The organism is Anaerococcus sp. AH8042_DFU013_CI05, from assembly GCF_047936775.1.
Lineage (GTDB): Bacteria > Bacillota > Clostridia > Tissierellales > Peptoniphilaceae > Anaerococcus.
Window position 1 is genome coordinate 893196 of the sequence record NZ_CP175954.1, and the last position, 15955, is coordinate 909150.

A 15955-nucleotide genomic window follows, 5' to 3' on the forward strand; every position below is an offset into this window, starting at 1 on the left:
TTCTCCTATCTTTTTGTGTAGTTTGGTGATTCTCTTGTAATTGTAATATCGTGTGGGTGGTTTTCTATAAGTGATGCTGGAGAGATTTTAACAAATTTAGCTTTTTCATAAAGTTCGTTTAAATCTTTGCTACCTACATAACCCATACCTGATTTTAGTCCACCTAGTAATTGATAAACTACTTCTCCAACTGGTCCCTTGTAGTCTACTCTACCTTCTACACCTTCTGGAACATATTTTTTAGTATTTGTTTGGAAATATCTATCTCCTGAGCCATCTTTCATAGCTGCAAGTGATCCCATGCCACGGTATTCTTTGAATTGTCTACCTTCAAATAGGATTGTTTCTCCAGGAGACTCTTCAGTACCTGCAAAGAGGGAACCTGCCATTATTACAGATGCCCCACATGCTAAAGCCTTTGTAATATCTCCTGAGTATTTGATACCACCATCTGCTATAACTGGAATATTGTGTTTTTTCGCTTCTTCTACACAATTAATAATTGCAGTAATTTGTGGAACACCAATACCTGTTACAACACGTGTAGTACAAATTGATCCTGGTCCTATACCTACTTTTATAGCATCTGCTCCAGCTTCTATTAAATCGTGCGCTGCATCAGCGGTGGCAATATTACCAGCTATGATTTGTAAGTCAGGGTATTTTTCTTTGATATCTTTTATAGCGGAAACTACATTTTTAGAATGGCCGTGGGCAGTATCTACTGTAATTACGTCTACATTTGCTTTTACTAGAGCATCTACTCTATCAAACATATCATTTGTAATACCAACTGCAGCTCCTACCAAAAGTCTGTTATTTTCATCTCTTGCAGAATTTGGATATTGTCTTGCTTTTTCAATATCTTTTATAGTTATAAGTCCTTTTAACTTGTTAGCATCATCTACTATTGGAAGTTTTTCTACCTTTGCAGACTCCATAAGCTTGATAGCATCTTTCATCTTGATACCTTCATGGCCCAAAGTAAGATTTTCCTTAGTCATTATCTCATCAATTACTACACTTGGATCATCTTGGAATCTTACGTCCCTATTTGTAAGGATACCTTTTAAATACATATCCTTATCTACTATTGGCACTCCAGATATTTTATAATTGGTCATGATATCTAATGCATCTTGCAAGATGTTTTCTGGATGTAGGTAGAACGGATCAGTTATAACTCCATGTTCTGATCTTTTTACAACATCTACTTGTCTAGCTTGCTCCTCTATGGACATATTTTTGTGGATTATCCCTATACCACCTTGTCTTGCCATAGCTATAGCCATTTGTGATTCAGTAACAGTATCCATTCCAGCTGACATCATTGGTATATTTAATTTTATTTTATTTGTTAGATATGTTGATGTATCAACTTCATTCGGTAAAACTTCTGAAGGTCCTGGTATTAATAGTACATCATCAAAAGTTAGTGCATCTCCTAAAAATTGCATTATTTATCCTTTCTAAAATATTCAACTGCATTTTCAAAAATATTTTCTCTATTTACATCGTATACGTTTTTAAATAGATTTTCATCTATTCTTTCAGCATGTCCCATTCTTCCTAAAATCTTACCATCTTTAGAGATGATTCCTTCGATATTATAGTTTGAGCCATTTGGTGATGTTTCATATACTGAAAATACTTGGTCATTTTCTAAAAGTTCATTAAGTTTTTCTTCATTTACTATAAATCTTCCCTCACCGTGAGATATTGGGATTCTGTAAGTCTTATCTAAGTCTACTCCCCTTGTCCATGGACTGTTGCTAGTAAGGGTTTTTGTATTTACAAATGTTGCTATATGTCGAGAACTTGTATTATTTGTAAGAGTTGGGTCATTATCTTCTGGTACAAGGACTTCTCCATATGGAAGTAATCCTGTTTTTACCAAGGCTTGGAATCCATTACAAATTCCTAAAATCAAACCATCATTTTCATTTAATAGATAATCAATAGCTTTTGCAATTTTTTCATTTCTTAAAATATTTGCCAAAAACTTAGCTGATCCATCTGGCTCATCTCCTAGAGAGAAGCCACCTGGAATTACAAATATTTGTGATTTTCTGATTTCTTCATCAAGTCTTTTTATAGATTCTTCAATATCTTTTTCATCTTGATTTTTAAATACTAAAATTTCAGTATCAGCACCTGCTTTTCTAAAGGCATCTTGGGTATCCCATTCGCAGTTTGTTCCTGGGGCAGCAAGTATTATCGCCCTTGGTTTTTCTACTGCTTTGTTAGATTTTAATTTTCTCTCTACTTTTTTAGTTTTTAATTCTTGATATTTAACTTCTTCATAACCTGAGAATACTTCATCTAGACTGTGAATAAATGAATCAGATAATTTGTCTTTATCTAATTTTTCCCCATTTACAACAATATCATCAGAAAAACTTCCAATATTTTCGATGAAATCTCGGTCATCCTTGTATTCTACAACAAATGATCCATACATAGGATTATAAAAATTATCATAATCTAAAGTAAAACCAGTATTGCCAATTGCTTGCTCATAGACATTTGCTAAAAGTCCTTTTCTATCTAGGGCTATAGCTGAGATGATATTTCCATTTCTTATATCTTTTATTAGATTTTGATAATTATTTTCTAATTCATCTAAATCAAGAGTTCCATCATCTTTGTAAGAAGCTTTTATTAAACCAAGCTTTCCTTCACCTTTTAAATCATTTGAAATAATATTTTCTACATCTTCAGTAGTAACTGCAAATGAAATAAGTGTTGGTGGGACTTTTATATCTTCAAAAGTTCCACTCATACTATCCTTACCCCCTATTGGTGGCATTGTGAAGTGATTGCTTACTTCAAAGGCACCTAATAGAGATTTTAATGGCTTAGACCAAGCTTTTTTGCTATCCATTTTTTCATAAAATTCTTGGAATGTTAGTCTAATTTGATTTAAATCTGATCCTATGGCTACTAGTTTTGAAATAGATTCAACTACCGCATAGTAACCACCTAAGTATTGACTTTCACTTGATAGGTATGGATCAAATCCATAAGTCATAATTGAAGCAGTTTTTGAAACTCCTTCATCAACTGGAAGTCGCGCTGCCATTACTTGAGATGGATTTAATAATTTTTTCCCACCTAATGGATTAAGAACTGTATTTTTCCCTACTGATGAGTCAAACATTTCTATTAGGTTTTTCTTAGATGCTACATCTAGTGATTCTACTTTCTCATAGAATTTATTTGGATCATTATCTTTTTCTGTTAAGAGAGCTGGAATATCTTCGCTTACTACTTCAACTTCTGCATATCTTTCAGCACCGTCTGTATTTATAAAGTCATAAGAAATATTTGCTATAACTTGGTCTTCATAATACATAGTCATAGTATTGTCATCAGTTATAGTAGCAACTTCTGTAGCTTCCAAGTTTTCTTCGGCTGCTAAGTTCATAAAGATTTCTTTATCATCTTTTGAAATTACAACTGCCATTCTTTCTTGAGATTCTGATAAGGCTATTTCAAATGGTTTTAGCCCCTTATATTTTAGTGGAACTCTATCTAAATATATATCTATTCCATCAGCAAGTTCACCAATAGCAACTGCTACCCCACCTGCACCAAAGTCATTACATTTTTTTATAAGTTTGGCAGTTTTTATATTTCTAAATAATCTTTGGATTTTACGTTCTTCGGGAGCATTTCCTTTTTGAACTTGAGCTGATTCTGTTTCTATAGAGCTTATATTGTGGGATTTGGATGATCCTGTTGCTCCACCTACTCCATCACGACCAGTTTTTCCTCCAAGAAGTATTACAATATCTCCTGGTGTAGGGTCAATTCTTTTTACATTTTCTGCTGGAGCCGCAGCCATAACTGCTCCACACTCCATACGTTTTGCTTTGTATCCTTCGTGGTAAAACTCATCTACAAGGCCAGTAGCAAGTCCTATTTGGTTACCATAAGAAGAATAGCCTTGGGCTGCCTCGTAAGTTATTTTTGCTTGTGGAAGTTTACCTGCTAAAGTTTCACTGTAATCTTCTTTTATATTTGCAGCACCAGATAATCTCATAGCTTGGTAAACATAAGCTCTACCAGAAAGTGGGTCACGGATGGCTCCACCTAGACAAGTTGATGCGCCACCAAAAGGTTCGATTTCTGTTGGATGGTTGTGGGTTTCGTTTTTAAACATTAAAAGATAATCTTCTAGACTTTCTTTACCATCCTTTAAAACTCTAACTTTTGTATAAATAGAGCAAGCATTTATTTCGCTGGATACTTCTAGGTCATCAAAATTATCATTTGCTCTCATATATTTAGCAAGAATTGTTCCAAAACTCATTAAATTAATAGGTTTTTTGATGTCTAGTACTTTTCTCATTTGTAAGTATTTTTCAAATGAATCCCTAATAGCCTCATCTAAAAGAGTAGCTGTATTAAATTCTATATCCAAATAAGTATTAAAGGTTGTATGCCTACAGTGGTCTGACCAGTAAGTATCTAAGATTTTTATCTCAGTCTCATTTGGATCACGATTTTCTTTCTTAAAATAATCCCTTACCATTTTGATATCATCTAGACTCATCGCCATGGAGTTTTCTTCTAAGAATAAGCTTAGCTCTTTATCATCAAAGTCTCTAAAGCCATCATAAGTTTCATTTTCTAGATTTTTATCATGGTCAGTTTTAAGAGTTGTAGGAATTCCAATGAGACTTACTTGTTGAGAATCTACTGGATTTATCAAAAATTCTTCGATTTTTGCAAGATCAGATTCACTTACATCTGATAATTCGTAAACTGTAGATGCTTTTACTTCTAAGTTATCATCATTAATGATAAGAGATGCAGTATCTATAACCCCTTTTTCTCTAGGATTAAATTGGCCTGGTAAATATTGGCTTGCAACTGCATTTTTGAATGAAGCTTGTAGGTTGATTGCATCTTCGAAAGCGTATACCTCATCTATTGGAGCTTCCGCTAAAACTTGATATAATATTTTTTCTAAATTTTCATCGCTTGTTTCAATATCATATCTTTTATAGATTTTAAGCTCTGCTAAGTCTATATCTAAAGTACTGTTTATTTTGGTTTTTAGATTTTGGGATTCAAAGTCAAAGGAATCTTTTCTTCTAACATAAACTCTTTTTACAGTTGGTCCTATATCTTTTCTGTAATATTTGCCGTCAAAGTTTATTTTTTTAGCATCTTCATAAACTTCTTTGATAGTATCATCAAAATTATCAGCTGTTGCAACGATATTTAAAACTCTACCACCAGCTGTCAAGATTTTTCCATCTTCTTCTTTTGTTCCTGCATGGTAAATGGTTGATCTTATATCATCATCAAAACTTATTTCTTTGCCTTTTTCATAAGCTTCTGGGTAGCCTTCTGATGCTAGTATTAAGCATGTAGCCTTTTTATCATTTACATCTAAATTTACTCCATCTAATTTTGCTTCAGAAGTAGCCATTAATAAGTCTAAGATATCATTATCTATTAACTCTAGAACTACTTGAGTTTCTGGATCACCAAATCTTACGTTAAATTCTAAAACATAGATTCCAGATTCATTTATCATAAATCCTATGAATAAAACTCCTCGGTAGTCTATATTTTCCTTATTAAATCCTTCTAAGATTTTTGGTAAAATATCTTTTGCAATTTGTTCTTTATAGGCTTCTGCTTCTAAGTTTGGTGCATATGTTCCCATGCCTCCAGTATTTGGCCCTAGATCTTTATCAAATATTCTTTTATGGTCCTTGCTTGTTGGCAGTGGAATAATGTTTTTTGAGTCAGTTAAGCAAAGCAGGCTCATTTCAAAACCATTGATATATTCTTCTATCACAATTTCCTTATCTTTTGAAAAAACTTCTGCTATTGTTTTTTCTAACTCTTCTGTATTATCAATGATGTAGACACCTTTACCTGCAGCAAGTCCATCTCTTTTTAAAACTACTATGCCTTTTTCATCTAATAATTTATTAGCATATTTTCTTGCCTCTTCCTTATTTTCAGTTCTAAGGTAAGCTGCTGTTTTTATATCATATTTATTTAAAAATTCTTTTGTATAAGCCTTACTTGATTCAAATTTTGAAGCTGCTTTATTTACACCAAATATTTTCAAATTATTTTTTTCAAATTCATCTACAATACCTTGGCATAAAGGTAATTCTGGTCCTACTACTGTGTAATCGATATTATTTTCTTTGGCAAATTCTACTAATTTATCAATCTCATCTACTTTTATATCTATATTTTGTCCTAGCTTAGATGTGCCCCCATTACCTGGTGCAAAAAATAGTTTTCTACCCTCGCTTGCTATTTTTTTGCCAAGAGCGTGTTCTCTACCGCCTGAGCCAATAATTAATATATTCACTAAATTTTCTCCTTAATGTTTAAAGTGACGTGACTTGCTAAATACCATTGACATATCGTATTCGTTGCATTTATCAATAGAATCTTGGTCTTTTATGGATCCACCTGGTTGGATAATTGAGCTAATACCCATTTCATGTGCTAGTTCAACTGTATCTGGGAATGGGAAAAATGCATCTGATCCCATAGCAGCTCCAGTGAAGTCTCTATCCTTAAAGTGATCTTTTATAGATTCTAATGCCCAAATTCTAGATTGTTGACCTGCCCCGCATCCTAAAGTTTGCATATCTTTTGCAACTACAATTGCATTTGATTTTACATATTTAACAACTTTTTGGGCAAATAATAGATCTTTGATTTCAGCTTCTGTTGGTTTTTTATCTGTTACTATTTCTAGCTCATCTTCACCAAAGTCTTTGCCTTGAATAAGAACCTTGCCGTTTAGATATCTGATTTCTTCTTTTACAGTTTCATTATCAAAGTTTATTTTTACTAGTCTCACATTTTTCTTTTGAGTTAATACTTCTAAGGCTTCATCTGTAAAGTCTCTTGCTGCAATGATTTCAAGGAAGATTTTATTCATTTCTTCTGCAGTTTTTTCATCAACTATTCCATTTACTGCAACAATTCCCCCAAAGATTGATTGGCTATCACATTCGTAGGCTTTGATGTATGATTCATAAACTGATTGTCCTTGAGCAACTCCACATGGAGATTGGTGTTTTAGGGCAACTACTGCGTTTTCTCCAAGTTCTTGAGCTAGTTCTAAAGCTGGGTTTAGGTCGTTGTAGTTATTGTAGCTCATTTTTTTACCGTGGATAACTTCCATATTTTCCATTAAACCTTTTACAAATGGATCATTGTAAAGTGCTGCATCTTGGCCTGGATTTTCGCCGTATCTTAATTCACTTTCTTTTTCAAAACCGTAAGTTTTGTACTTACCTTCTTCTCCAGTTAATTCTGAGAAATATCTTGCTATTACTGAGTCATAAAAAGCAGTTAGGTTGTAAGCTTTCATAGCTAGTTTTTGCCTATATGATAAATCTAAATTATCATTTTTGATTCTTTCTAAAAGTTCATCATAATCATCTGGATCTGTTATTATTAAAACATCTTTGTGGTTTTTTGCAGCTGATCTAACCATTGATGGACCACCAATGTCGATGTTTTCTATAATATCTTCTGGATTACCTTTTTCTAGGGCCTTTTGGAATTCATAAAGATTTACTACAACTATATCTATCGGCTTGATATTATGCTCTTTTACTGTTTCTACATGGCTATCTTCATCTCTTTTATAAAGAATCCCACCATGCACGTATGGAGATAGTGTTTTTACTCTACCTTCTAAGATTTCTGGAAAATTTGTAATCTCATCTATTTCAATAGCTTCTACTCCACTTTCTATTATTTTTTTGTATGTACCACCTGTAGATACAATTTCTACTCCTAAATCACTTAAGCCCTTTGCTAAATCTTCAATACCTGTCTTATCTGTTACTGAAATTAACGCGCGCACTTATCTTCCTCCAATTTTTTTATAACTTCTTTTAGTGTTTGATGTTCAACTTTTAAAACTTCTTTGCTGATTTCTTCTGCATCTTTGCATTTACTTATGTCTAGTTCTTTTTGCAAGATGATGTCTCCCTCATCTAGGTTTTCATTTACAAAATGGACTGTAACTCCACTTACTTTTTCTTTGTTTTCAAAGACTGCATTGTGGACATTCATTCCATAAAATCCCTTGCCACCATATTTGGGTAATAAGGATGGATGAATATTAATTACTGTAAATTCATCTAAGATTTTTTTACTAATTTTAACTAGATAACCTGCTAGCACTATCAAGTCAATATTATGTTCTTTTAGATTTTTAATTATTTCATCATCATTTTTACTGATTAGATAATCAATATTATTTTCTCTAGCATATCTTAGTCCAGCCGCATCTTTATTAGAAACCACATATTTTATTTGGCTTTTGAAATATCCAGCATCCTGAGCATCTAATAATGCTTTAAAATTACTTCCGCCCCCTGATATAAATACTGCTAAGTTCATATTTCATCCTTTTTTACTGGATAATTACCTGTAAAGCAAGCCTTACAATAATCATCTGGATTTTCAACAAGCTTTAGCATACTATCAAGGTCTATAAATTCTAAACTGTCTGCACCAATTTGTTTTCTTATCTCTTCAATACTTAATCTTGCTGCTATAAGATTGGATCTATCTGGAGTATCCACCCCATAATAGCATGGATACATAAAAGGTGGAGATGTTACTCTAAAATGAACTTCCTTAGCACCAGCTTTTCTCATTCTTTTTATAAGTTTTGCACTGGTAGTACCACGGACTATAGAATCATCTACCAAAACTATCCTCTTGCCATTGACTACTGACTTTTGTGGATTGAGTTTTAATCTTACTGCTAAATCTCTTTCTTTTTGACTAGGTTTAATAAAAGACCTACCCATATACCTATTTTTTACAAGTCCTTCTGCAAAAGGGATACCAGATTCTTGTGCAAAACCAATTGCAGATGGTGTTCCCGAATCAGGAACTGGGCAAACTAAGTCAGCTTCAATTGGAGCTTGTCTATATAGAATCTCACCACATCTTCTCCTAAACATATATGAATTTATATTTTCAATATTTGCATCAGGTCTTGCTATGTACACATCTTCAAAGATACAATGATTTTTATTTATCCTATCTTTATCAGGGTAGGATTTTAGGCCATCATCATCAATTACTATTATCTCGCCAGGATTTACATTTCGGTAATTTTCAATATCTAATATTTCTATAGCTGCATTTTCACTTGCTATAATTAAATTTTCCTCATCTTCACCTAGCATCAAGGGTCTAAATCCTTGATAATCTCTAAAAGCAATTATTTTATTAGGCATGGTTACCACACATGAATAGGCACCCTTTATAATATCCATAGTTTTTCTAATAGCCTTTATGATATCCCCATCATAATATCTTGATATAAGAAGTAATATCAGCTCACTATCAGTGTGAGTATGAAAAGATGTACCTTCATTTTCTAAAGTTTCTTTAATTAAATCATAATTAGACAAATTACCATCATGGGCTAAGGCAAATTCATTATTTTTTGTAAAACTAACTAATGGCTCAATATTATAATCTTGTTGGCATCCTTCCCTAGAGCTTCTTACATGGCCAATACCAATTTTATAATCTTTATCGTATATATTAGCTTCTTTAAACACTTCGTTGACTAAACCAGATCCTTTTATCCTGTTTAGACTAGATCCATCAGAAAGAACTAGACCTGCAGAGTCTTGACCCCTATGTTGGATAGAACTTAGTGAATATAAAAGTTTTTCTAATATTAAATCATCTGTTTTTATTGCTACAACACCGCTCATAACTTACTCTTATCTACCTCCTTAATATATCAAAAATCATAAAGAAAAAGAGAACCCTTTTCTGGGTCCTCTTTTAAGCATGGCAAATTAATCCTATTGGAAATCTTAATTTTTTAATGTAAGCAAAGATAGAGTATGAAATGCAAGAAAATACACTTATTTTGTTAAATGTAAAATTGCTTTTACACATTTTTTTCATAATACCCCTCCATCTTTCCCTAAAATTTTGATATATTTATATTATAAATATTTTTAAATTTTTTGCAAGTTTTATGTTAAGAAAATTTTACAATTTTTAAAATAATCCTACTATTTCTCCATTTGAATCCAGGTCGATTTGATAAGCATTTGGTACTTTTGGTAGACCTGGCATAGTTAAAACATTATCTGTATATACTACTAAAAATCCTGCTCCAGCATTTACTCTTACATCTCTTACAGTTATTTCATAATCATCGACAGTTATATTTTTATTTGGATCATCTGATAGTGAGTATGGGGTTTTTGCTACACAAATTGGCAGATCACCATAACCTAGACTTTCTAGTCTAATAATTTCCTTTTCAGCCTTTTGTGTATACACTACATCTCTTGCCCTATAAATTTCTTTGGCAATTATTTCAATTTTTTCTTTTGTAGGTAATTTTTCATCATAAAGGTATTTAAATTCATTATCATTTTCACAAATTTCTACTAGATTTTGGGCAAGCTCTACTCCACCATCAGAACCATCGGTAAATACTGTGGATTCAATTGCTTTTACATCTAATTTTTCTGTAAGTTCTTTTACTAATGCTATTTCTTGGTCTGTATCAGTTGCAAATTTATTTATTGCTACAAGTATATTATTTCCAAATTTTTTCATATTTTCTATATGAATTTGTAAATTTTTGAAGCCCTTTTCTAGATATTCTAGATTTTCAGCTGCTAGTTCATCTAGTGGCATACCAGCATGGTATTTTAATGACCTAATTGATGTTACAATTACTGTCGCATCTGGTTTAAGGTCACCTAATCTGCATTTTATATCATTAAATTTCTCAGCACCTAGGTCTGCACCAAAGCCAGCTTCTGTTACTACGTAATCAGCTATACCAAGAGCAGTTTTTGTAGCGATTAATGAGTTACATCCGTGGGCAATATTTGCAAAAGGTCCGCCGTGAATGATTGCGGGAGTGTTTTCTGTAGTTTGGACAAGATTTGCTCTTAAAGCATCTTTCATAATAACTGCAACAGATCCAGTAGCTTTTATATCATCAACAGTCACAGGATTATTTGCATAATCATAAGCTACAATCATTTTGCTAACTTTTTCTTTAAAGTCTTTCATGCTTGTTGCAAGGCAAAGCACCGCCATCATTTCTGTAGCAACTGTAATGTCAAATTTATCTTCACGAGTTACTCCATCAGTCCTATTTCCAAGACCAATTACTATATTTCGAAGAGCTCTGTCATTTAAGTCTACACATCTTCTCCAAACAATTTGATTTGGATCTATATTTTTTTCATTGCCTTGATATATGTGATTATCTAATATTGCGGCAACAAGATTTACCGCAGATGTTATAGCGTGAAAATCTCCTGTAAAATGTAGATTTATCTCATCCATTGGTAAAACTTGGCTGTATCCACCACCTGCTGCTCCACCTTTTCTACCAAAAGATGGTCCTAGTGATGGCTCTCTTAAAACTGAGATTGCACTTTTGCCAATCTTATTTAAGGCCATTGATAAACCTATATTCATGGTGGTTTTTCCTTCACCACTTGGGGTCGGATTTGTTGCTGTTACTAAAATTAATTTTGAACCTTCTTTTTTCTTATCAGCATAATCTAAGTCTAGTTTTGCCTTATATTTTCCATATTTATCGTATTTATCAACATTTAAATTTTTACAAATCTCATCAATTTCTTTTAACTCTATCTCTCTTGCAATTTCTATATCTGTTTTCATAACTCTCCCTTTCACCCTCTTAAATATTTTTATGTATATAAATTATCATTAAAAAACAAGTGACTACAAGTATATTATCTAATTATAATTTTATAAATCAATGATTTGAATAAATAAAAACTCAAGCCTGCTTATAATAGCAAACTTGAGTAACTTTTAAAAATTAAATTGTTATATCTTTTCCTTCTAGGATTAAGTTCATATTTCTCATAGAACACATTGCCCCACACATTGTGCAAGTATCTTCCTCTTCAGGTGATGATTCTGCTCTGTAGGCTTTACATTTTTCAGGATCGATTGCTAATTCAAACATACCTTCCCAATCAATTTTTTGTCTTCTTTTACTCATTTCAAGATCCCAATCAGCTGCATCTTTTAATTTTGCTATATCTCCTGCATGAGCTGCAATTTTTGCTGCAACTATTCCCTCTTTTACATCATCAACATCTGGTAATCTTAAGTGTTCTGCAGGTGTTACATAGCATAAGAAATCTGCCCCATGGCTTGCTGCAATAGCTCCACCGATGGCACTGGTAATATGGTCATATCCTGGTGCAATATCTGTCACCAAAGGTCCTAAAACATAAAATGGTGCATTGTGGCATAATTTTTTTTGTAATTTTATATTTGTTTCAATATCATTGATTGGAACGTGTCCTGGTCCTTCGATTATAACTTGAACATCTTTCTCCCATGCTCTTTTTGTAAGCTCACCTAAAGTTATAAGCTCAGCGATTTGAGATGGATCAGTTGCATCGTGAATACCACCTGGTCTTAGTGAGTCTCCAAGTGATAAAGTAACATCATATTCTCTTAAAATATCTAATAATTCATCATAGTATTCGTAGAATGGGTTTTCCCTATCATTCATCATCATCCATCCAAATAATAAAGATCCACCACGAGATACGATTTCATTTATTCTTCTGTTTCTTAAAAAGATTTCAGCATTAGCTCTGTTAATACCACAGTGAATAGTTACAAAGTCTACACCATTTTCTGCATGGTTTCTTACAACATCTAAGAATTCTTCTGCCTTAATGTGGCTAAGACCCTTATCTAAAAATCCGATTGCATCATACATAGGAACAGTTCCTATCATAGCTGTAGATTTTTCAATTAGTCTTTCTCTAAATTCTTGAGTTTTACCATAGTTTGAAAGGTCCATTATTGATTCTGCACCCATTTTAAGGGCCATATCAACTTTTTCCATCTCAAGATCAAGGTCGTTAATATCTTTTGAAATACCAAGGTTAACATTTATCTTGGTTTTAAGACCTGTACCAATTCCTTCTGGAGAGATTGAGTTGTGATTTTTATTTCTTGGAATGACAATTTCACCTTTGGCAATTTTTTCAACTAAGTACTCTTCACTAACGTTTTCCTTCTTTGCAACTATCTTCATTTCTTCAGTTACAAAACCATGTTTAGCCGCTTCCATCTGTGTTTTATATTTCATAAATTAAAAAAACCTCCTAAAAATTACTTATAGGAGTATAAATATGCTCCATTCCCGTGCAGGCATTATCCTGATTGGTTTAATGGTCGAAGTCAAAACTTCCTCTCAGCACAAAGCTCCCATAGGTTGATAATTTACAATTACTATTATAAGGGAGTTTTTATATTTTGTAAAATATCTGAAAAATGATACCTATAAAAAGCTCTTATCATTTAAATTAATGGGTTAGCAATGTTTCATTTTATATTAGGTTAGGGTATTAACCATTTCTAATAGCTTTTTTTATCTCTTTTCTATGCCTTCTTTTTTTGTAAAATCGTACCCGTCCTTAAAAAAGCAGCTGAAAGTAACCTAGCTGCAACTATAAATACATCCGTACTCTTCCTCCTCGCCTCTTAATAAATATAGTATAAGTTTAATTAATTTATGTTAATATTATAATTATATAATATACAAATTTGGTTTTAAATATTAAAGATTTAATAAGATAAAATAAAACTTGATTAAAGATAATAAAACTATAATTATTTCATAAGTTGTTTATAGTACTTGCTATCTCCAATAGAATAAAAATCATAGAAAGCCTTAACTTTGCTGCTTGGATATACTTTAAGGCTATTTAGAATATCTGCTGCCCATTCTAATGATCCTGCAGTACTTGCTGTTATTAGATTTCTATCTACTACAGATTTAGAGTTAATGTAATATTTTTGACCTTTATATTCTTTTGAAAAGTTAGTTAAATATTCTAAAGAATTACTTGTATGTTTGAATTTATTCAAGACTCCACAATCAGCAATAGCCAGAGTTGCTCCACAAATAGCACCCACTAAAATATTTTCATCTAGAAATTTCTGCGCTTTTTTTAGTATTTGTTTATTTTTTTCATCTTCCCAATTAGAAGAACCTGGTAAAAGCAAAGCTACAGCATCATCAAAATCTACTTCTGATAAGGAATAATCCGGAGTTACTTTTAGACCTCCTAAAGTCAAAATAGTTTTTTTCTCAAATGCAACTGTCTTTACTTCAAAATCATTTCTACCGTTTTTTAATAGTTTTTCCATGCTGAATGCTTGTAGGATGTATCCTATCTCAAATTCTGCCATCCCATCTAATAAATATATATAAACTGTTTTCATATTTAAGTCTCCTTTTTATTTATAGTTTAGATTATACAATAATAAGAGTGACATATGTGTGTCAGTATTAGCTGAAATTTTGTTTTATTTTTTCAATATGAGATAAAACTTTATCTCTATACCGTTCAGGAGATGATATTTTTATCTTATCGCCAAATCCTAAAAGGATTGAAAAGGATATAAAGTCGCTTTCTTTTATTTGAATTTCTCTTATGATTTTTCCACTGATATTACAAATAGCTCTTCCTTTAAAGTATTCATTTACTAGAACATCCATTTCCTGCTTATAATGAATAATAATTTTTGTATTTTCTTGATTGTATTTTTCTTCAATATTTCTTAAAATATCTGGTACATATACCTTACTTTGAAAAGACTGATCTGTTAGAGAAATATTCTTAATTCTTGCCACTTTGTAAACCTTATATTCATTCTTAAATTTATCATATGCTAAAAAATACCAAGCATACCATCTGTAGTATATATGGATAGGATTTAATAAAATACTTTTAGTTTCAGCCAATGAGTTAGTATATTCTAATTTTATAGTAAGTTGCTGTTTTATTGCATTTTTTATTATATTTACTCTATCCATTACTTTTGGAGACTCGCTTGCAACTGAAAAATCAATTTCCAGATTTGACTCTAAATTTTTATCATCATAAACTCCTTTAATCTTTTCAAGAGTTTCAATTATCTTTTTATCTCCATATACAGCTGCTAGGCTATTTAAAGCAGTCAAAATATTTTCTTTATCATTATTATCCATAATTTTTTCATTAACTTTGAAATTCTTATTTAGTATATATCCACCGTTAACACCTAACTCAGAATAAATTGGTATGCCAGAAAGCGTTAGTGTGTCTATATCTCTTAATATAGTTCTGCTAGATACTTCAAACTTTTCTGATAGCTCCTTAGTTGTCACACGATCTCTATTCATCAAATAAAAAATAATATTTATTAATCTTTCTAACTTCATCATTGTCATATATCCTTTCAGCCCTTAACAATAACTTTTTCTTTTATTTTTATAATCTATATTAATATTTTATACTCCTTTTAAGACTAAAAAAGCATCTATCATTTTGATAGACGCTTTTATTTATACTTAAAAATTTATTTTACATTTAACATTATTTTTTCTTTTTTAACTTTAAATATATTAATCTTATTATTGGTATAGCTATTAAGAGATAAACTAATTCTGTTGGTATTTTGTTCATATCTGATACCCTCCATTATACTAAATCAAATTTACCGATAATAAACAACACTATAGAAGCTATGCATAGTACAAGCGCTCTTTTTATAGAAAAATCATATATCTTTTCTGGATTCTCTTTGCTATATTTAATTTTTCTTTTATCTCCTATTTTTGTACTTAGGGGTACTTGTATCATATTGCTTGATTTATAATTTTTGCCACTTATTGTGTATTTAAAATGCGCCCATTTTGAGTTTCCTTTCTTTACCGCTTCAGGATTAGGTTGCCAAAAAGATACTACTTCGCCTGTAGTATAATCAGTTTTATCTTTAAATATATAACTTAGACCTAAATCCAATAATCCTAAAATCAGTAGCAATGTAGCAGCCATATAGATAAATTGTTTTTCCATAATGTAGTTCCTTAGTAAGTTTAATCTTTATATGCTTA

Annotated in this window: 10 protein-coding genes and 1 riboswitch; all 10 genes read right to left on the reverse strand. The window is 31.6% G+C overall.

What is annotated here, in order from left to right; translation table 11 throughout:
- Positions 1–5: 5 nt before the first annotated feature.
- The 10 genes from guaB to ACKRLN_RS04745 all read right to left on the reverse strand — a co-directional run bounded on the left by guaB (position 6) and on the right by ACKRLN_RS04745 (position 15917).
- Entirely contained in the window at positions 6–1457 is a 1452-nt protein-coding gene (gene guaB / locus ACKRLN_RS04700; protein ID WP_416334413.1) for an IMP dehydrogenase, read from the reverse strand.
- On the reverse strand, positions 1457–6349 hold the full coding sequence (locus ACKRLN_RS04705; RefSeq protein ID WP_416334414.1) for a phosphoribosylformylglycinamidine synthase: 4893 nt from the start codon (positions 6347–6349) through the stop codon (positions 1457–1459). Before ACKRLN_RS04705 ends, guaB begins: the two co-directional genes overlap by 1 nt.
- Positions 6350–6361: 12 nt before the next feature.
- Positions 6362–7867 (reverse strand): bifunctional phosphoribosylaminoimidazolecarboxamide formyltransferase/IMP cyclohydrolase, encoded by a 1506-nt coding sequence (purH, locus tag ACKRLN_RS04710; RefSeq protein ID WP_416334415.1) that lies wholly within the window; start codon positions 7865–7867, stop codon positions 6362–6364.
- Positions 7855–8409 (reverse strand): phosphoribosylglycinamide formyltransferase, encoded by a 555-nt coding sequence (locus ACKRLN_RS04715; RefSeq protein WP_416334416.1) that lies wholly within the window; start codon positions 8407–8409, stop codon positions 7855–7857. The genes purH and ACKRLN_RS04715 overlap by 13 nt, the downstream gene beginning before the upstream one ends.
- Entirely contained in the window at positions 8406–9749 is a 1344-nt protein-coding gene (purF, locus tag ACKRLN_RS04720; RefSeq protein ID WP_416334417.1) for an amidophosphoribosyltransferase, read from the reverse strand. The genes ACKRLN_RS04715 and purF overlap by 4 nt, the downstream gene beginning before the upstream one ends.
- A gap of 295 nt (positions 9750–10044) precedes the next feature.
- Entirely contained in the window at positions 10045–11700 is a 1656-nt protein-coding gene (locus tag ACKRLN_RS04725) for a formate--tetrahydrofolate ligase (protein ID WP_416334418.1), read from the reverse strand.
- A 163-nt stretch (positions 11701–11863) separates the two neighbouring features.
- Complete coding sequence (thiC, locus tag ACKRLN_RS04730; RefSeq protein ID WP_203126963.1) at positions 11864–13159, reverse strand: phosphomethylpyrimidine synthase ThiC; 1296 nt, start codon at positions 13157–13159, stop codon at positions 11864–11866.
- Between the two features lie 34 nt (positions 13160–13193).
- A riboswitch (TPP riboswitch) is annotated at positions 13194–13292 on the reverse strand.
- A 391-nt stretch (positions 13293–13683) separates the two neighbouring features.
- Complete coding sequence (locus ACKRLN_RS04735; RefSeq protein ID WP_203126962.1) at positions 13684–14298, reverse strand: DJ-1/PfpI family protein; 615 nt, start codon at positions 14296–14298, stop codon at positions 13684–13686.
- A gap of 67 nt (positions 14299–14365) precedes the next feature.
- The gene (locus ACKRLN_RS04740) at positions 14366–15283 is read right to left on the reverse strand and encodes a helix-turn-helix transcriptional regulator (RefSeq protein WP_416334419.1); all 918 of its coding nucleotides are present in this window, start codon (positions 15281–15283) and stop codon (positions 14366–14368) included.
- 256 nt (positions 15284–15539) lie between these two features.
- Entirely contained in the window at positions 15540–15917 is a 378-nt protein-coding gene (locus ACKRLN_RS04745; RefSeq protein ID WP_416334420.1) for a hypothetical protein, read from the reverse strand.
- Positions 15918–15955 lie beyond the last annotated feature (38 nt).